The following is a 19624-nucleotide window of genomic DNA, read 5'->3' as shown; positions in this document are numbered from 1 at the left end:
TTTATTATGAAAATATTAGGAACATAATAGTCTTTTACCTTTTATAAGTATTTATATTCGAAATGGTAATTACCCGAACCAACCTTTTCTTTTTTATCATTTTTAGGTAGTAAAATTGTAGCTGTTGTATTTGCAGGTATTACAACATCTAGCTTAAAAATACCATTTTCAATTATCCATGATGATTTTAGTAACCCATAACTGGTTTCTAATGTTGCAGTAGCGCTGGTTAAACCGCCACCAGGTTTGGGTGCAATAATGGTTGCCTTATAGCCAGGCTGTTCGGTAACTACATTTATACCAGCAATGTTTATATACATCCAATCGCCTATGGCACCGTAAGCATAGTGGTTGTACGAATTCATATTAGGGGTTTGAAAACTTCCATCAGGTTTTATACCATCCCAGCGTTCCCAAATTGTAGTTGCACCCATTTTAACCGGATAAAGCCATGAAGGGTATTTTTCCTGCATCAATAAATCGTAAGCTACGTTTTCAAATCCAAAGCGACTTAATACGTGGCATAAATATGGCGTTCCTAAAAAGCCGGTTGTAAGGTGGTTTCCATAACTTTTTACATTTTGCACCAATCGTTCTGCCGCTTGTTGTCTTAAATTTTCGGGCAGCATATCAAACTGTAAAGCAAGTACATAAGCAGTTTGTGTGTTAGACACCAGCTTGCCATTTGGTGTCATATACTCTTTTAAATAAGCTGTTTTTATCCGTTCTAATAATGCTTTATACAATCTAACATCATCTTTTTTATCCAGCACCGTTGCTACATTTAAAAGCAATTGTACAGAATGGGCATAAAAGGTTTGTGCTATCATATATTTATCTGTAACTGCAGCACGACCATCATTATCATCTTCAGGGCGGTAAAACAACCAATCGCCAAAATGAAAGCCACTATTCCATAAATCATTTTTTGATACTGATGAAATGTAGGTGACCCAATTTTTCATGCTTTCATATTGGGTTTCTAAAATTCCTCTGTCGCCATACAACACATACATATCCCAAGGTATAATGGTTGCTGCATCTGCCCATCCGGCAGAGCCATTAGAACCTGCATTTAATACATTTGGCACAACAAAAGGTACACTACCATTAGGTAATTGGTCTGCTTTAACATCTTTAAGCCACTTGCTAAAAAAGCCAGAAACATCCATGTTAAAAGCTGCTGTTTTTGCAAATGCCTGTGCATCGCCAGTCCAACCTAATCGCTCATCTCTTTGCGGGCAATCTGTAGGTACATCAACAAAATTTCCTTTTTGGCCCCATTCTATATTATGCTGTAATTGATTTATTAATGGATTAGAGGTTGTAAATTTTCCGGTAGATTTTATGTCAGAGTAAATTGCTACTGCAGTGAAGTTTGCCAAGTTTAATAAGCCAGGATAACCATCTACTTTAACATACCTAAATCCCTGAAACGAAAAATGAGGTTCGAAAGTTTGCTCATTAGCACCTTTTAAAATATAATGATTTTGTTGCTTGGCACTACGCAAATTTGTGGTATAAAAATTTCCTTCTTTATCTAAAACTTCGGCATGGCTTAAAGTTATTTTTGTACCTGCGGGTCCTTTAGCTTTTAAAATTACCCAACCAACTAAATTTTGTCCGAAATCTATAACGGTTTCTCCTTTAGGCGTTTTGATAATTTTTAGCGCTTTAAATTCCTCATGTTTTACAACAGCAGGCCCGCTCATTCCAATTAGCTTTTCAGTCCCTTTTTCTAAAATTCTTACAGGTTTCCAGGTATTATTCTCTTTAAAGCCAGCATTTGTCCACCCGGGTTTTTCACGTCTTGCATCATAAGTTTCACCATCGTAAATGCTCGATGCTAAAATAGCACCAGTACTACTTTTCCAACTTTCATCACTAATTATAACTTTTCTTTCTCCGTTGATATATTCAATTTCTAGCTGTAATAATAAGGCTCTAGTATCTCCATAAAAGTTTTTTTGATTTTCAAATCCAATTCTGCCTTTGTACCATCCATCGCCAAGCACAACACCAATAGCGTTTTGGCCATTTTTAAGTGATGCTGTAACATCATAAACCTGATATTGAAGATGGTTTTTGTAGCTCGTCCATCCTGGAGATAAATATTCGTTGCCTATTCGTTTGCCATTAATATTGGCTTCATATAGACCTTTTGCAGTGACATAAATCATTGCTGATTTAATCTTTTTATCCAAATTGAATTCCTTCCTCATTAGTGGACTTTTCAAAGAAGTATCTGGATTTACCATGCTAATCCATTTTGCTGTCCAATCTGCTGGTAATAAACCAGTTTGAAAATATTGTACGGCAGACCACGGAGAGGTATTTCCATGATTGTCTTTAATTTTAACCTGCCAGTAATACTTTGTTTTAGAGATAAGTGGCTTATCGTTATATGCTATCAATACTGACTGTGGTGAATTTTTACCGATTTTAATGGCATTATTATCATTGATTGATGGCGTTGTACCAATTCTAATTTCGTAGCTGGTTTGCAGTGTGTTTTGTACGCTCGAATTTATTTTCCAACTGAATCTAGGCACAGGATTATCAACACTTAGTGGATTTGTTTGATGCTCTACCGTTAAGTTATTTACCGAAAGTTGTTGTGCAAAAGTGTTTTGCGTAAAAATGACAGAGAAAATTAACAGTAATAATTTATTGCCGATTTGGGTTAGTACGCTCATAATTTAGTTGGATGATTTATAAGGTTCGTTTAAATTACTACACTAAAACGATTTTCCAAAATCTTCAATCCAAATTATTAAAAACGTTACTTGCTAATTGATATATTTAACTTACGTAGGGGTATTGATTTTCTCTTCTGCCAAAGCTTTATCTTCTTCTGTAGCTTCAGGGATATGATTTAAATCTTTAGCCTGTGGATTGAATTGTAAATTTACCCACATTGGAAAATGATCGGAACCACAGCTCTTTAATCTTTTTATCGAACTTAATGAGAAATCAGGAGAGCAGAAAATATGATCGAGTGGAAAGCGTAAGAAGAAATATTTTGCATTAAAGCTGTTAAAAAATCCTCTTCCTCTTCGCGGGTCGAGCAAGCCGCTTATTTTTCCGAAAAGTTCGGTGGTGTAGCTCCACGCCACATCATTTAAATCGCCCATAACAACAACAGGTAAATTACATTGCTTAGCCTTTTCGGCAACCAATAGTATTTCTTTATCTCGCTCGGTAGAACGTGGGTTTTCTTGTGGAACAGGCGGTTGAGGGTGCAGGCAAAACAATTTAACCGTTTGTCCAGAAGCTAATTTCACATCTGTTTCTATTGATGGAATATCTTCCTCAACTAAATATTTTACCTCACCCGATAACTCAAGTTTAGAATACAATAACATTCCGTATGTATTTTCTAACGGAACTTTTATTTGGTAAGGATATTCTTTCTCTAATGTATCCATTTGATTTTGCCACCATTTATTGGTTTCTACCAATAGAATAATATCAGGTTGGCACTTTTCTATCAAGCCATAATATGCCGAAGATTTTTTATTTTCTTGATAAACGTTGGCGATTAAAAGCCTTAGATTGTTTTCGTTGTTTGAAAGTTTACTACTAACAATTTGTTTTTTACCAAATATTGTAAATGGAAAAATTAAATAAAAGAGATAAATCACATTAATAGAAAGTGCTATTAATATTACAACATCAGCAGGTTTGGTGAAATCTGAAAATATTGATAAACAAATAATCAATATTAAATTCAGTACTAATTTTTGGATTCTAGGGTATTCAAAAACTCTAAAAATCCAGAAATCGTGTCTGATGAAAGGTATTATGGTAGTGCATATCAAAAATACACTCAGATAAGTTAAAATATTGTGCGTTAGTTCCAATGGTTTAAAATAATTGTTAAGTTTTGTCGCTAAGTACAGGCTTTCTCCGGCGGAGGCGTTTAATTTGCCCCATGTGCTCCGTCGGGATGGTATCACCTAATAATTTACCCCAAGGTTTTAATCCATCAATTCTATCAAAAATTATTTTTAACACGGCAATAAAAGGAATTGATAAAAACATACCCGGAACACCCCAAAGTGCTGCACCTAATAGTACAATTATAATAGAAATTAATGCATTTATCTGCACTTTAGATGATACAATTTTTGGTACAAGAAAATTATTATCTATAAATTGTATCAGTGCGTATGCTCCGATAATGAGTAGTTGGGTGGTAAAACCATCGGTTGTTAGTGTTGCCATAAGTACCGGAAGCAGAATAGCAATGATACCGCCGATGTAAGGTAATAAGTTTAGTATTGCTCCGATAACACCAATTAATATGGCATTCTGTACGCCTAAAATTAACAAAGCACAAGAATTCATTACAGCTACGATTGAAGTTTCTATCAATAAACCAATTATATAGCTTTGTATTGCAGCCTTGGTTTCTGAAAGAATTTCACCAACTTTTGTTTTGTTCTCCTCAGAAAAAACCTCATATAGAAAATTTAATATCAAGGTTTTATAAAACATAATTAAGAACGTGTAAACCGGAATTAAAAATATAACGCTTAAAATACCGAGAACGCCGCTTAAAGTCTGCCCAATTACCGCCTTACTGCCTTTTGCTGCATCATTAAGCATTTCTACTTGCTTTTGTGATGAGATGCCAAAAGTTTGCTGAAGCCATTGTTGCGCAATATTTAAAATTTCGGCAAATTTTTGCTTCATTGCGTCAAGGTTATCAAAAAAGTGTGCAATTTGAGAAGAAAGGAAATACATCAACCCGAACAAAATTAATACTGCAACAATCATGGTAATAAGAATGCTTAATACCTTTGGCATCTTTCGCTCCAAACGATTAGATAACGGATTTAGCAATATTGCAATTAGCGTTGCAAATGCAAGCGGTACCAAAACATCTCGCAGAATATTTAAAATAAATACAGTTATAACTAAACCTAAAAGTATTATTGGTGCTTTAATGTAGAATGGAAAGTTTTTTACCATGGTTTTTCAATAAGTAGGCTTAACAATAAATATCGGTAAATGTTTATGATATCAAATTAAATAGATTTGCAATTTACAAATCAATAAGATACTTTTATCATTCAGAAAAACGTAATAGAGGATAGCTTGCTATCGTATTAAGCGACTTTTTCTTTAACCTTTTTTTATAATGTGTTAGGGAGAATTATAAGCGTAACTAATACATCTCTTTATTCGTTAATCTTATTTAAAATTGTGGATTACCGGAATCGTAGCAATTTTATTGGCTTTAATGCAGATAATTGCTATGTACCTTAACTCCACGCCATTTAGCCTATCGTGTTTAACGATAGGCTTTTTTGTTTATTAATACTTATGACTTTTGTCAATGTGTATTTTCTAACATTCGGACGCCAGCCATCTTCTAAAAAAAACTTTGTTACTATTTTTATCGTATCTAAAGTTCTCAAGTATGAATACAATAATCGAAAAACAGAAAATAAGATCGTTTTTAAGAAAAATGGATCTGGAGTGGCCTGGAAAAATCGAGCGTGTAAGCTTCAAATCTGAAGATTTGGTGTTTGTTCATTTGCAGGACGATACTCCTCCAGTAGAATTTGCAGAAAGTTTAGTGCCTAAAGTAAATGTATTTGTAGATTTTTCTGCACCATTAAAAATTTGCTTTTTGAATGATGATGGCGAGGGTAGTAGCAGCATGGTATTTAACTGGGTAGCATAAATCTTCTTTCCAAACTATCTATCTTAAGATTGACTCAAAAAACTTTCAGCATTGTTTTTGTTGGTTTAGCTGTGGATTAATATGACTACTTTGTAAGAAATCCCATTTCTTATGAAAATTGCTGTATTCAGTACCTGTTCTTACGATAAAGAATATCTAGAACTTTTAAATACCGGTCACGAGCTTACATTTTACACCGAATCACTTAATGTACAAAATGCATTGCTTACCAAAGGCTTTGATGCGGTGTGCATTTTCGTAAATGATAAAGCAGATGCAGAAATGATGCCTCTACTCGCTGATAATGGTATAAAATTAATTCTTCTTCGATGTGCAGGTTTTAATAATGTTGATTTAGTTATGGCTGAAGAAGTTGGTATTAAAGTGCTTCGTGTTCCATCTTATTCTCCAGAAGCTGTTGCTGAACATGCCATGGCGATGGTTTTAACCCTAAACCGCAAAACACATAAAGCATATAACCGTGTTAGAGAGGGAAATTTTTCACTAGAAAACTTAATAGGATTTAATTTACATGGTTGTAAAGTTGCCCTAATTGGTACAGGACACATTGGTAAGGCATTTTACAAAATATTAAAAGGTTTTGGTTGCCATATTTCTGCCTTCGATCCTTTTCCTGATGCCGAACTTATTAAAGAAGGATTAAAATACGAAAACCTGGAAAACGCATTAAAAGATGCACAAATTGTTTCTTTACATTGCCCATTAAGTGAGGATACCTTACACATGATTAATGCAAATACCCTGAAATTATTTAAAAAGGGTGCAATGTTGATAAATACCAGCAGAGGCGGTTTGGTAGCAACAAGCGATGTTATTGAGGCCTTAAAAACTGGGCAATTGGGTTATTTAGGTTTAGATGTTTACGAGCAGGAAAGGAAACTGTTTTTCAAGGATTTATCAGCCAATATTATTCAAGATGATGTTATTTCACGATTAATATCATTTCCTAATGTATTGGTTACATCACATCAAGGTTTTTTTACGAAAGAAGCCATGACGCAGATTGCAGAAATTACATTTTTAAATGCAGATTCATTTGCAAACGGTAAGCCATTAGATAATGAATTATTAAGTTAATTCGAATTTTTAAATGTTAAAAGCAATAGCTTTTGGGAATACCATATAGCCGTACTTTAACTGAGCGCAAGTTTTTGTTAGCAACTTCTATTTTGTTTACAAAAACGAGCGCAATATTGTATGATTAGTAAGTATGTTTTTTAGATTTGTGTCCATGGAAAAACGCAAATCTGATCTAAAAGATTTTTTAAAGAAGGTGAAAGACTTACGTGGCTTTGGAGATATGAATTCATATCAAGTTGTAAAAGATTATAAGCATTTGGCAGAAGATGAACCAGATGAGAAGTTAAATGTTATTATCGAAGACTTTTCGAACCCCCAAACTTATAAAGAAGGTAAAGATAAATTAATAAGAAAAGTTGAGCGTAAGCTTAGAGATTTATAAAATTATATTTATCTCCTTTTAACAGGATTTAAGCGTTTATCCTATCGATTTAGATTCTGATTTTACTTTAAATTTTTAGCTAAATCGTACTGCAATTCTCTAAATTGTGCCACATTCGAAATAGTGGTTTTTTCTATCTTATTCCATAGTGTTCCATCATTTTTATAGATTTCTACTGTTGATGGATAGGTTTGAACAGCGTTATTTGTTTTGCTTTTAACGTTTGGTGATTGGAACAAAGCATATATTTTAAAGTATTTATCGCCAATGGTATGGTTCATAATACCGGTAAGCAATGTTTTTGTTATCGATGCTTTTTGTTCTTTTGTTTTGCCTCTAAATTTTGAACTCCAAAGTTCAGGTGATTTTGGTACACAGATTATTTTTGCTGTTCCTGCTTGCGCATCAGAATAGATAAACATGGGCACATTACTTATCAATTTTTCATCATTTTTAGAATGTAAAAATCCAAGCCATGATGCCGTAATATTATTTGGGTTACTGAATAAATCTTTATTATCTAATACAATTGTTTTAGGATTTATCAATAACAATAACGTTAGGCTTAAAGATAAAATAGGAATGTTCATTTTGGTTAGAGATTCAAAATTATACTGCAAGATAAGGCACACAACATCGTTTTACCTCGTTGCAGAATCATTATGACATTTCGTAAAGTATTGAGTATGATTTGTCAGTTTCGTTGCATGGCCACCTATACACAGAATAGATTTTATTTTTGGTTGTAAGCGTATTTTGAATTCAGGTGAGAAAATACATTAGCAAATACAAGCTTGTAGGGCAAATTTGTGGTTTACATTTAAACAACATCAATATTTAATTCTCTATTGATAACCCATGGCTTGCAGGTTAAATAATTCTGCATATCTTCCATTTTTATTAAGCAATTCTTCATGACTACCAGATTCTAGAACAGTTCCTTTATCTAAAACCAATATTCTGTCGGCCAGCCTTGCTGTAGAAAAGCGGTGTGATATTAAAACTGCAGATTTACCATGGGTAAGTTCGGCAAAGCGTTGAAAAACTTCATACTCTGCTCTGGCATCTAATGCCGACGTAGGTTCATCTAAAATAAGCACTTGTGCATCTTTCATATATGCTCTGGCCAAAGCAACTTTTTGCCATTCACCGCCAGAAAGTTCAATTCCATCATTAAACTTTCTACCTAACCATTGGTCGTAGCCTAAAGGAAGTTTTTGGGCTAATAAATCTGCTAAACTTTCGGTTGCAGCCTTCTTAATTAAGTTTTTATTATCAATTTCTTCGATGTTCCCGATGGCAATATTTTGAGAGAATGTCATTTGATAGCGGATATAATCTTGAAAAATGATACCGAGGTTTTTCCTTAACTCATCCAAATCATAATTTTTTAAATCTTGTCCATCCAATAAAATCCTTCCTTCAGTTGGGTCGTACAATCTGGCAAGTAATTTAACAAGGGTAGTTTTGCCTGCTCCGTTTTCTCCAACAAGCGCTAATTTTTCGCCTGGCTTAAGGGTAAAATTTAATTCTCGGCATGCGTAATTTTCGCTATTGTGGTATTTAAATCCAACGGCCTCAAATATAAAACCAGTTATAATAGGATTTGGAAAGGGTAGTGGGTTTTTAGGTTTGGTTATTTTAGGTTGTATATCAAAAAATTCAATAAAATCGTTTAGGTAAATTGCGCCTTGTGAAACTAGTGTAAATCTGGATAATGTGGTTTCCATCAAACTGCTTAATTGCCTGAAAGAACCTGCTAAAAAAGTAAGACTTCCAACGGATGCCTTTCCATTTATAGTTTGATAAATAATAAAACCGTAAGCAGCATAGTAACCGATTGTACCAAGAATGGAAAAAAAAGTTCCCCAGCCAGAACGATTTACGGCAAGTTTACTGTTATCGGCATAAAATTTATCTGATAAGGTTTTGAATCTTTTGATGATAAAATCTGCCAAACCAAATATTTTTACTTCTTTAGCCGTTTCATCGCTAGCACCTAAATAGCGAATGTAATCAAGTTCTCTTCTTTCTGGGGTTTGGCTTCTGGAGAGGGCATAGTTTCTACTATTAAAGTAAGACTCGCCCAAAAATGAAGGAATTATCGCGATTAAAAGTAATAGAATAAGCCAAGGATTAAAAGCAATTAATCCGGTTAAGAGAAATGCCATCGAAATAAAATCCTGAATTTGGCTCATCACCTGCGATAGCAACACAGTTCGCCCCACGGTTTGCTGCCTTGCTCTTTCTAACTTATCGTAAAAAACCGAATCTTCAAATTGATCGAGATCTAATGTAGCCGCATGACGCATAATTCGCATAGAAGTATAGTTAGAAAACTGATCACCCAACAAACTATCAGTTAGGTTTATCATTCTATTTAGTCCATCTGTTAATATGGCCAAGCCAAATTCTATTGCAACCAACTCCCAAAGTTTACTTGTATCTGCAGTGGGGTTGGCATTTAACGCAATTACATTATCAATAATTAATTTACCGGTATAAAGTAATGCAACTGGCATTGCAGAACGTAAAATACGTAAGCCAAAGCTAATAAGCGTTTTTTTTGGACTACTTTTCCAAACCAATTTAAAAAATACAGGTAAGTTTTTAAGTGATGAGAATCGTTGTCGGAAGGTTATGTTTTCGAGTGGTATGGTATTTCTATTTTTAGCCATTAATGTTCGTGATGCTCAATTTAATGCAATCCTGATATAGGTTTACAATGGAGTTTAAATAAAGCTTATTTTGATGCAAGATTTTATAATGCGATATGCTGCAAAATGGCAGTTACGCTGGGCGATGTTATTTTAACGGTATGAGATTTATGTAGCGGAATTGACATGTAATCTCCAGCTGCCATATTAAAATCTGAATTATCAATGGTACAGATGCAGGTTCCTTCAAGAATTAAAAAGCTTTCTAATTCGTTTTCATGGATTTCTTCCTTAATGTCAATTTCCGAAACCACAAGCATCTGCATAACTTTATCATTAGCCGTTAACAGGTGTGTAAATGTACCATCAACTCCATTTCTGGGAATAAGATTTTCTATAAGGCTTAACCAATTTTGATAATTGGTGTCTTCATCAATTAAAGGAAGATTGCTGATATCTAAATCGGTTTTAGAATTTAATTGATTAAACAGCTTTAACATTTGCGCATCAATTTCGGTGCTTACTGAAACAGAATGTTGCAAGGCATCTTGTTCGAAAAACAACTCAATTTTATTTATCTCATCTCTAACCGCCGATGAAGTTAAGCGTAGATTTTCTACTTGCGAAAGTTCATCACCTTCCAAAAGATTTAGTACATAAAGTTCTAACAATCCACTCTCAAGAATATCCACAACAGCTTTCAATATTTTTATGTTAAATCTTTTTATAGAAGTGATTGTATTAAAAATTAGATTTTAAACAATTACCTCTTGTGCGAATATATTCATTTATTTGTTCGCAATTGTAAATTTGAAAGTGAAATTAAATTTTCTTCCTTGATTTTTTTTGGTCTGAGGCTTCGCCGGTTAATAATCCTGCTAATAGTTCAAATTTCTCAGGGTTTTGATTGTATTCTTCTTCAATAGTTTGCCATTGTTGAAGCTCGATTTTTGCATTTTCTACTTCTGCTTTTAAGAATTCTATCTTGTTCTGCAGTAATTTGCTGATGTTTTGATTTGCCATGATACAAAAGTAAGGGCTTCGGTGTTTATTTGTAAAAATTTCTGTTGGTTAAAATGTAAGTCATTAGATATCAGGCGAAAAACATTTATTAAAGAATATTATGAGGATGTGGCTATGGGGAAATAAACTCGAAATTAAAATCACATAACTTTAATGGTAGTTTTAGTTAAGGTTGTATTGTGAATCAAAATAGATTCTACTTTAAGATAGATGAATAATTTATGGCAATTTTATTTTGCTAAATAGCAGTCTGTTATCAACAAATTGTTGAATTTCCTTTTCAAATATTTGCATGCTAAAAATATTAGTATAATTTTGCCGTTGTTAGAGGATAGCAATCTTTCATTTAGATGTGCTAAATTAATTTGAATATATTTTATGACAGTTACGGTACTAGCCATTACAGAAACTGATTTTGTTCCAGATGTTTCGCTTGCCCGAATTATGAACGAGCGCTTAAAACAAGCGGCGGCAGAATTGCAGGATATACATTTAGAACCGATGCTTTCTGTAGGTCAACGTAAAGATGATTTGGTAGTTTACATTAGTTACAATCCTAAATATACCATTAGGTTTCGTGTTGTTAACGATGTACCACAAGATGTAGAAAATTTTGTGGCGAATGTTTGTGGCAACCTTGGATACTTAAAATGGAAAACCAATGTTGTGAACGTTTTTAAGGGAAATGATTAGTGATGAGATAATTCAAAGCAGTATCAAAAATGCAATGGTTTTACCAACATTGCTGAAAGAACCATCATTATGCCAACCCGAAAAATACCATAAAGAAAGTTTATGGCATAGAAACTGGAAAAAGGCTTTCCCAGAAAGTTACAGGGAAAAAAGTTTTTATTGCAACAAAACTGGCGAATTGCATAGAGCCGACGTTTTTACTCCTTGCTTAACAGCTATAGAATTTCAAAACTCGCCCATTAGTTTAGCAGAAATGCAAAGTCGGGAAGCTTTCTATCCAAACCTGATTTGGATACTAAACGGAAAAAAGTTCAAAGGATTTAGAATTTTGAAAAACTTGCCAAACCCAAATGATTCCAAGTTGGTTGATTATGAATTTTGTAATACTGATCATTTATCAATGGTTAGAAAAGCTGAAGTTATAGACGGAATCATTAAGCCAAAGGTTTTAAACTTCTATCATAAAGAAATAAAAGGTGTAGCCATTACATCTAATTTTTACCATTTCTGCTGGAAACAGCCTCACGCAGTCTGGTATGCGGCGAAAGCACCGATTTATGTTGATTTAGGAGGTCATTTTCTTTATAAAATGCTAATTAGAAGGCAACTATCGGGAAATTTTCCCTATCTCGAAATGATAAGCAGAAAGCCCTTTATAGAAAGCTATTCAATCTTCTAATTATCTCGAACTAAAAATATTTGTCGATGCTTAAACCATAAGTAAGGTTAAGGTTTTCGCGTGTTGTAATATTAAACTTGTTATAGTTTAATGCGGTTGTTAAACTTATCCACTTTCTAATTTTTAAACCTAGCGTTGTAACCGATCTGATAATGTAATCGCCTTCTCTGGAATAGGAATTTTGCAAAAAGTTGCTTCCATCAAAAGTTACTAAATCTTTAAATCCAAAATGAAATTGTAATCTTAAAGAGTTTCTTAAAGTAGTATAGCTCGCCATTTCAACCAAACTGCTTTTATCAAATAAAATACCGTTACTGATATTTAAATAGGCATTTGGTTTATCTATAAAATTATATGCAATACCACCTCCAGCTAGCAATTGATTTTTTATTTTAAGTGAATAACTCGTATTATAATTTACCAAGCCCCAGTAATAGAAATGCGGAAATGTTTTGTACAGATTAAAATTCATTGTGCTTGAAAAATCGTTGTTGCTTAAATTGCTATTTTGTTTACCATAAAGCCATGAGGTGTTGCTGTTTAGTACAATGCTTTTCTTTTTAATCCCAACATTAAGGCTGTTATTCAACAAATAAGCTTGCTCATTATTTGTTTTATTTATTGACCCAGCCGATATTAAATTAAGATGATAGTTGGTGGTATCGGTGTATTGAGCTCTGGTTTCAATGGAAAATGCCAATAAAAATAATAGCAGTGGTAATATCTTCATAGAAGATTAACAAACTAATCTTCCGTGATGTTTAAGAAAAATGTCATCTCATAATCCAACTGTTTCTTTACCGTCATTTGTTATCAATAAAACCTCAATTGGTTTTTTAAAGGATAGTTTTGCATTATTAATTTGTTACCCTTAATTATGTCAGTAAATACTTTAAAAAATATACCATATTCAATTCTTGATTTAGCAACTGTTTTAGATGGATACAACGCAGCCGATACTTTTAAGAACAGTTTAGAAATTGCACAACAATCTGAAGCATTAGGTTATAACAGATATTGGTTTGCCGAACACCATAATATGGGCGGTGTTGCGAGTTCTGCACCCTCTGTTTTAATCGGTTACATTGCCGGTGGAACGAAATCCATCAGAGTAGGCTCGGGCGGAATTATGTTGCCAAATCATTCGCCATTAATTGTTGCAGAACAGTTCGGGACATTGGCTTCGCTATATCCAAACCGTATTGACTTAGGTTTAGGAAGGGCACCAGGTACAGATCAGGTAACCGCAATGGCTATAAGAGGCGAAAATTTTAACGCAGCACATAATTTTCCAAGAGATGTAGAAAAATTACAACAGTTATTTTCTGCAGACAACCGAAATTCAAATGTTAGAGCCATGCCGGGTGAAGGACTTGATATTCCAATTTGGATTTTAGGTTCGAGTACGGATAGCGCAAGGTTAGCAGCCGAAAAAGGTTTGCCTTATGCCTTTGCAAGTCATTTCGCACCTACTTATTTCGAACAAGCAATAACAATTTATCGCAATAATTTTAAACCATCTATTCATTTAAGCGAGCCCTACGTTATGGCTTGTGTAAATGTTGTTGCAGCCAATACTGATGATGAAGCTGAAGTTTTATCAAGTTCTGTAAAAAGAATGTTTCTGGGTGTAATTACAGGTAAAAGAGAACTTTTAAAACCTCCTGTGGAAAATATGAATGTACATTGGGGGCAAATGGAGAAGGAAGCTGTTGAGCAAATGTTATATTATTCCTTTATTGGAAGTGAATTAACAATTAAAAACAATATGGAAGGTTTTATATTAAAATATGGTGTTAATGAAGTTATGGCAACATCGCATATTTACAATCAAAAAGCTAAGCTTCACTCTAATCTACTTTTTGCAGGAATTTTTAATTAGTTCGTTGAATATTTAAAGAAGTATTTGTAGTAAGGACTCACTTATGCCTTCATAAGCGATATTACCATCATCATTAATTTTTGGTAGTTTCGCATCTGTAAAAATGAATAGAAAAATTCCTTCCCCTACGGTAACACAACCATAGTTGTTAGCCACATACCTAAATATTATATTATGGTAAAAACACTGGGATAATATTTCTGTTTCTTATTTTCTTACTTCCTTACTTTCAAATCCATGAAGGCTTACTTTAACTTGTTTGATTTCAAGCAAAAAATCGATTATAAAAACGAAATTCTGGCAGGTTTAACCGTTGCAATGACCATGATGCCAGAATCATTGTCATTTGCAATTCTTGCTGGTTTTCCACCTTTAATGGGTTTATACGCCGCGTTTATAATGGGCTTGATAACCTCAATTTTTGGTGGCAGACCAGGTTTAATTTCTGGTGGCGCTGGTGCAACTGTAATTGTACTTATCGCGTTAATGAAATCTAATGGGTTGGAATATGTATTTGCAGCGGTTGCATTAGTAGGCTTGATACAAATCGTAGTCGGCTTATTTAAATTGGGTAAATTTATTAGGCTTGTACCACAACCTGTAATGTATGGCTTTGTAAATGGTTTAGCCGTTATCATTTTTATGGCTCAGCTAGAGCAATTTAAAACAGTTGTTAATGGTCAGGCTACCTGGCTTTCGGGTAATGCCTTGCTGATAATGTCGGCTTTGGTTTTATTAACAATTCTTATTGTAGCATTTCTTCCAAAAATAACCAAGGCAATACCACCTTCGTTAGTAGCTATAATTGTGGTGTTTATTATCGTATTAGTATTTAATATTGATACTAAAACGGTAAAAGATATTGCCTCTGTAAGTGGTGGTTTTCCTCCATTTCATATTCCAAAAATTCCTTTTGAATTTGAAATATTTAAAATAATATTTCCTTATGCCGTAATAATGGCTGGTGTAGGTTTAACAGAAGGTTTGCTAACACTAAATCTGGTAGATGAAATTACCGGAACTAAAGGAAATGGAAACAGGGAATGCATTGCTCAAGGTACTGCCAATATTGCTAATGGTTTCTTTTTTGGGATGGGTGGCTGCCCAATGATTGCACAAACACTTGTAAATCTTTCAGCAGGAGCAAGGGCAAGATTATCAGGTATCGTGGCTTCATTAACCATTTTAATCATTATTCTTTTTGGTTCGCCAATTATCGAACGTGTACCAATGGCAGCTTTAACGGGTGTTATGATTATGGTTGCAGTTGGAACATTTGAATGGGTAAGTTTTAGAATTGTTAATAAAATGCCAAAGCATGATATTTTTATTGGAATGTTGGTTGCAGCCGTAACTATATTTTTTCATAACCTGGCATTGGCGGTTCTAATTGGAGTAATTATTTCTGCGTTGGTTTTTGCCTGGGAGAGTGCTAAACGGATTAGAGCTAAAAAATACATTGATGCTCATGGTATAAAATATTATGAAATCTATGGTCCGTTGTTTTTTGCATCGGTAACAGCATTTAACGAAAAGTTTGATGTAAATACCGACCCAGCTGAAGTTGTAATTGACTTTAGGGAAAGCAGAATTGCAGATATGAGTGGAATTGAAGCATTAAATAAACTTACAGAACGTTACGCAAAATTAAATAAGAAACTCCACCTTAAACATTTAAGTGAAGATTGCAGAACATTATTAAAAAATGCTGAGGCAGTGGTTGAAGTAAATATTCTAGAAGACCCAAATTACAATGTCCTACCGGATAAGGCAAAATCTTTGCATTAGAAATAACCCTATTAAAAAAAATGTGCTGATAAACTTTTAAGCGCTGTCTTTTTTAAAACCATAATAGTTTTTAAAGTGTTGAGTTCATATCTAATTTGGGATGATATGATAAAAAAGGACTCAAGAAATATTGAAATAAACAAAGTTTTGCTTGGTGGATTACAATTGGCTGGTAATGCAATTGGAAGGCATCAATCTAAAAGAACTATTGGCAGAAAAGTAGCTAATAATGTTGGTATTGTTAATCAAGTATTACGGTTTGCTCTAAATAGAAAAGGTTCGTCGAACAGCTTACAAAAAAATATAGAATTGGGCGGTTTAGGATTGATTGCTCTGTATAACATCTATAGAGGAATAAGGCGAAAAAGAAATTATTTACTTCTTCAGGGAGCATTCCTAACCGTTTCGTTAGCAGTTACAGTACTAGGTTCAAAAGAAAAAGATACTTTAGATAGCACTAGTAAAGTATAAAACTCACCTATAATTGTTGAGCAGAAGGGTTTTGAAAGGAACCATTAATTTTTAAACTAAAATCATATTTCTGGTATTCGTATGCCATAGCAAGTTTACTTAAATGCTTAAGTTCTTCACTTTCCGAATTATTATAGTTTTGCAAAGCAGATAATGCAGCAATTCGGTTAACAACTTGTTTGTACTGAGTTTCAGTAAAAATGATTTCCATGATGTAAATAAGATTAAATAGAGTAATCAACACTGATAAATACAACATTATCCTCTATCCAAAAGTTTTAAACCATTGTTAATAAATATTTTTAGGGTTGAGGTTGAGATCAAGGCTAAGGCTAAGGCTAAGGCAACGACTGAGATCAAGACTTAATTTAATAAGGTTTCAATCTTAAACTCGATTTCGGTATCAAGCTCAATCTTAGCCTTAGTCTTGGTCTCAGCCTCAACCTCAATATCAAGCCTCAAACTCGATCAAACCTTTTGTATCACAGCGATGTTCTAATTAATATTTCATCACTATGAGTCTGGATAAATATGCTGAAAAGCGAGATTTTTCAAAAACAACTGAACCAAAATCTGGTAAAAGTACAGATAGTAATAAACTACATTTTGTAATTCAAAAACACGATGCATCCCGGTTACATTACGATTTCAGACTGGAAATGAATGGTGTTTTGAAAAGTTGGGCTGTACCTAAAGGTCCATCTACCGATCCTAAAACCAAACGTTTAGCCATGATGGTTGAAGACCATCCATATGATTATAAAGATTTTGAAGGCATTATCCCTAAAGGAGAATATGGTGGCGGAACAGTCATCGTTTGGGATAGAGGTACTTACGAGCCAATTGAAAATATCAAAGGAAAAAAGGCACAAGAAAAACATCTCCTTCAGCAGTTAAATGATGGTTCTCTCAAAATAAAATTAGATGGCGAAAAACTAAAAGGTGAATTTGCCTTAGTTAAAACCCACGGTATGGGTGAAAATGGATGGCTTCTTATTAAGCATAAAGATGATTTTGCATCAATTAAAGATATAACCAAGCAAGACAAATCTGTTTTATCGGATAAAACCATAGAAACCATGGCGAAAACTTCGGATAAAGTTTGGAAAGAAGGGCAGGAGCAAAAGATAAAACCATCAAAAAAAACACCGGAAGAAAAGCTAGAGAAAAAAATAAAACCTTCCGAACCAGAAGAGATAAACACAGATAACGCTTTAAAAAAAATAAAAAAATCTGCTCTGCCAGAGGGTATTAAACCTATGTTAGCAACACTGGTTGATGAACCTTTTGACGACCCGGATTGGCAATATGAAGTTAAATGGGATGGCTATCGTGCTTTAGCTTTCATAAATAAAGGTAAAGTTGATTTATTTTCTAGAAACAATAAATCGTTTAATGAGAAATTTTATCCCATTTATGATTTATTGCAAAGCTGGAAAATAAATGCTGTTTTAGACGGAGAAATTTTAGTACTAAACGAAAAAGGAATCTCAAATTTCGGTTCTTTACAAAATTGGAGAAGTGAAGCTGATGGAGAGTTGGTATTCTATGTTTTCGACATTCTTTGGTACGATGGGAAAAATTTAATGGATTTGCCTTTACATCAACGGCAAGCAATTTTGCAAGATATTTTGCCTACAGATGATGATAGGGTTAGATTAAGTAAAGTATTTAAAGCTAGTGGAATTGATTTTTTTGATGCTGCCGGAAGAATGGGTTTAGAGGGTATAATTGCTAAAAAATCTGACAGTTTGTATAGTCCTGATAGGCGTTCAAAAGAATGGCTAAAAATAAAGGTTCACAGGCGGCAGGAAGTTGTTGTAGCTGGTTTTACAAAAAATGCCGATACTTCTAAGTCTTTCAGCTCTTTGTTATTAGGTGTTTACGAAAAAGGAAAATTGCAGTACGTAGGTAAAGTTGGTACTGGTTTTTCTGATAAACTGCAGAAAACAATGATGGAGCATTTTAAGCCCTTAATTATTGATGCTAGTCCTTTCGAATCAATACCCGACGTGAACAAACCCTCTAGATTTCGCCCGAACCCACCAAAAGCACAAGCCACCTGGTTAAAGCCTGAATTGGTATGCGAAGTTGCTTTTACAGAAGTTACCGATGATGGTGTTTTTCGTCACCCTTCTTTTCAAGGCATGCGTGAAGATAAAAACGCTAAAGATATTGTAAGGGAAAATGAAAAGCCAACAAATGAAATAATAGGAGTTGAGGAAAAAAAATCTTCGAAAAGTAATGACCACGCTGATGCTATAAAACCACCTAAGCGTAAAGAACCTAAAACTTTACTTAACCCAAAAGATGAAACGCAAGTTAGGAAAATTAAAGGTCATGATTTAAAATTTACCAATTTAAGTAAGGTTTATTGGCCTGAAGATAAGGTTACTAAACGTGATATGTTTAACTATTACTACCAGGTTGCTGAATACATATTGCCTTATTTAAAAGATAGACCTCAATCACTTAATCGTTTTCCGGGTGGCATTCATGGACCAAGTTTTTATCAAAAAGATGTTAAAGGTAAAGCCCCAAATTGGGTTAAAACTTTTCCTTACGAAAATGGCGAAGGTGAGAAAAAGGAGTACTTGGTTGGAACTGATGTTGATAGTTTATTATGGATGGCATCTTTAGGTTGTATAGAAATGAACCCATGGTTTAGTAGAGTTCAAAGTCCCGATAACCCAGATTATTGTGTGATTGATTTAGACCCCGATAAACATACTTATGACCAGGTTGTAGAAGCAGCTTTGGAAGTGAAAAAAGTTTTAGATGCAATAGATGTACCATGCTACCCCAAAACTTCTGGTTCTACCGGGATGCATATTTATATACCTTTAAATGCGAAATACAGTTATGATCAAAGCCAGATGTTTGCAAAAATTATTGTAAGCTTAGTTCATAAACAAATTCCTGAATTTACCTCATTAGAGCGAATGGTTTCTGCAAGAAAGGGTAAAATGTATTTAGATTTTTTACAAAATAGGCCAGGGGCTACAATTGCAGGTCCATACTCCTTGCGACCAAAAATTGGCGCAACCGTTTCTATGCCTTTACATTGGGATGAAGTTAAGCCTGGTTTAAAAATGAAAGACTTTAACATTTTTAATGCGATTGAACGCTTGAAGAAAGAGGGAGATTTATTTAAAGGCGTATTAGGAAAGGGAATTGATTTGAAAAAAGCAATCAGCGCTGCAAAAAATACCTTCGGATAAATGGAAATAAAAAAGGGGTAAGCTAAAAAGCC

The 19624-nt window shown here is 33.9% G+C and carries 18 protein-coding genes; 9 read left to right on the top strand and 9 right to left on the bottom strand.

The genetic code is table 11. The features are described from left to right. Nucleotides 1-41: 41 nt before the first annotated feature. The 3 genes from ACFOWA_RS06850 to ACFOWA_RS06840 form a co-directional block, all read right to left on the bottom strand. Nucleotides 42-2696: a family 78 glycoside hydrolase catalytic domain gene (locus ACFOWA_RS06850; RefSeq protein ID WP_378983192.1), complete on the bottom strand. Its 2655-nt coding sequence runs from the start codon at nt 2694-2696 to the stop codon at nt 42-44. A gap of 111 nt (nt 2697-2807) precedes the next feature. Then, entirely contained in the window at nt 2808-3722 is a 915-nt protein-coding gene (locus tag ACFOWA_RS06845; protein ID WP_378983190.1) for an endonuclease/exonuclease/phosphatase family protein, read from the bottom strand. Nucleotides 3723-3879: 157 nt separating this feature from the next. Continuing rightward, nucleotides 3880-4977 (bottom strand): AI-2E family transporter, encoded by a 1098-nt coding sequence (locus ACFOWA_RS06840; protein ID WP_378983187.1) that lies wholly within the window; start codon nt 4975-4977, stop codon nt 3880-3882. A 451-nt stretch (nt 4978-5428) separates the two neighbouring features. Here ACFOWA_RS06840 and ACFOWA_RS06835 point away from each other — a divergent pair, with 451 nt between their 5' ends. The 3 genes from ACFOWA_RS06835 (at nt 5429) to ACFOWA_RS06825 (ending at nt 7178) form a co-directional block, all read left to right on the top strand. Continuing rightward, nucleotides 5429-5695, top strand: coding sequence for a hypothetical protein (locus tag ACFOWA_RS06835; RefSeq protein WP_378983184.1), 267 nt, complete (start codon nt 5429-5431; stop codon nt 5693-5695). 111 nt (nt 5696-5806) lie between these two features. Continuing rightward, entirely contained in the window at nt 5807-6793 is a 987-nt protein-coding gene (locus ACFOWA_RS06830; protein ID WP_378983182.1) for a 2-hydroxyacid dehydrogenase, read from the top strand. A 154-nt stretch (nt 6794-6947) separates the two neighbouring features. Next, entirely contained in the window at nt 6948-7178 is a 231-nt protein-coding gene (locus tag ACFOWA_RS06825) for a hypothetical protein (protein ID WP_378983179.1), read from the top strand. Nucleotides 7179-7240: 62 nt separating this feature from the next. On the opposite strand, the gene ACFOWA_RS06820 is transcribed toward ACFOWA_RS06825, so the two are convergent. The 4 genes from ACFOWA_RS06820 to ACFOWA_RS06805 form a co-directional block, all read right to left on the bottom strand. After that, the gene (locus ACFOWA_RS06820; protein ID WP_378983176.1) at nt 7241-7768 is read right to left on the bottom strand and encodes a hypothetical protein; all 528 of its coding nucleotides are present in this window, start codon (nt 7766-7768) and stop codon (nt 7241-7243) included. 255 nt (nt 7769-8023) lie between these two features. After that, a complete protein-coding gene (locus ACFOWA_RS06815; RefSeq protein ID WP_378983174.1) occupies nt 8024-9856 on the bottom strand; it encodes an ABC transporter ATP-binding protein in 1833 nt (610 codons plus the stop codon). An 83-nt stretch (nt 9857-9939) separates the two neighbouring features. Continuing rightward, the gene (locus ACFOWA_RS06810; RefSeq protein ID WP_378983171.1) at nt 9940-10527 is read right to left on the bottom strand and encodes a cupin domain-containing protein; all 588 of its coding nucleotides are present in this window, start codon (nt 10525-10527) and stop codon (nt 9940-9942) included. Nucleotides 10528-10657: 130 nt separating this feature from the next. After that, nucleotides 10658-10858: a hypothetical protein gene (locus tag ACFOWA_RS06805; RefSeq protein ID WP_378983168.1), complete on the bottom strand. Its 201-nt coding sequence runs from the start codon at nt 10856-10858 to the stop codon at nt 10658-10660. Between the two features lie 378 nt (nt 10859-11236). On the opposite strand from ACFOWA_RS06805, the gene ACFOWA_RS06800 reads away from it, so the two are divergent. Beyond that, the gene (locus tag ACFOWA_RS06800) at nt 11237-11551 is read left to right on the top strand and encodes a hypothetical protein (RefSeq protein WP_378983166.1); all 315 of its coding nucleotides are present in this window, start codon (nt 11237-11239) and stop codon (nt 11549-11551) included. Between the two features lie 34 nt (nt 11552-11585). Beyond that, nucleotides 11586-12230: a competence protein CoiA family protein gene (locus ACFOWA_RS06795; protein WP_378983164.1), complete on the top strand. Its 645-nt coding sequence runs from the start codon at nt 11586-11588 to the stop codon at nt 12228-12230. 10 nt (nt 12231-12240) lie between these two features. Here the strand turns inward: ACFOWA_RS06795 and ACFOWA_RS06790 are convergent, their stop codons facing one another. Continuing rightward, nucleotides 12241-12960, bottom strand: coding sequence for a DUF481 domain-containing protein (locus tag ACFOWA_RS06790; protein ID WP_378983161.1), 720 nt, complete (start codon nt 12958-12960; stop codon nt 12241-12243). Between the two features lie 147 nt (nt 12961-13107). Here ACFOWA_RS06790 and ACFOWA_RS06785 point away from each other — a divergent pair, with 147 nt between their 5' ends. The 3 genes from ACFOWA_RS06785 (at nt 13108) to ACFOWA_RS06775 (ending at nt 16371) form a co-directional block, all read left to right on the top strand. Beyond that, on the top strand, nt 13108-14112 hold the full coding sequence (locus ACFOWA_RS06785; RefSeq protein WP_378983158.1) for an LLM class flavin-dependent oxidoreductase: 1005 nt from the start codon (nt 13108-13110) through the stop codon (nt 14110-14112). Nucleotides 14113-14349: 237 nt separating this feature from the next. Further along, the gene (locus ACFOWA_RS06780) at nt 14350-15900 is read left to right on the top strand and encodes a SulP family inorganic anion transporter (protein WP_378983155.1); all 1551 of its coding nucleotides are present in this window, start codon (nt 14350-14352) and stop codon (nt 15898-15900) included. Nucleotides 15901-16005: 105 nt separating this feature from the next. Further along, nucleotides 16006-16371, top strand: coding sequence for a hypothetical protein (locus tag ACFOWA_RS06775; protein WP_378983153.1), 366 nt, complete (start codon nt 16006-16008; stop codon nt 16369-16371). A 7-nt stretch (nt 16372-16378) separates the two neighbouring features. On the opposite strand, the gene ACFOWA_RS06770 is transcribed toward ACFOWA_RS06775, so the two are convergent. Then, nucleotides 16379-16582, bottom strand: a complete 204-nt coding sequence (locus ACFOWA_RS06770; RefSeq protein WP_378983150.1) for a hypothetical protein — start codon at nt 16580-16582, stop codon at nt 16379-16381. A 304-nt stretch (nt 16583-16886) separates the two neighbouring features. Between ACFOWA_RS06770 and ligD the strand changes: the two genes are divergently transcribed. Then, nucleotides 16887-19592 carry a DNA ligase D gene (ligD, locus tag ACFOWA_RS06765; protein WP_378983147.1) on the top strand — a complete coding sequence of 902 codons (2706 nt, stop codon included), beginning with the start codon at nt 16887-16889 and terminating at the stop codon, nt 19590-19592. Nucleotides 19593-19624 lie beyond the last annotated feature (32 nt).

The organism is Pedobacter lithocola (assembly GCF_042650845.1).
Lineage (GTDB): Bacteria > Bacteroidota > Bacteroidia > Sphingobacteriales > Sphingobacteriaceae > Pedobacter > Pedobacter lithocola.
The sequence above is the reverse complement of the archived record's forward strand: the minus strand, read 5'-3'. Positions and strand labels throughout refer to the sequence as shown.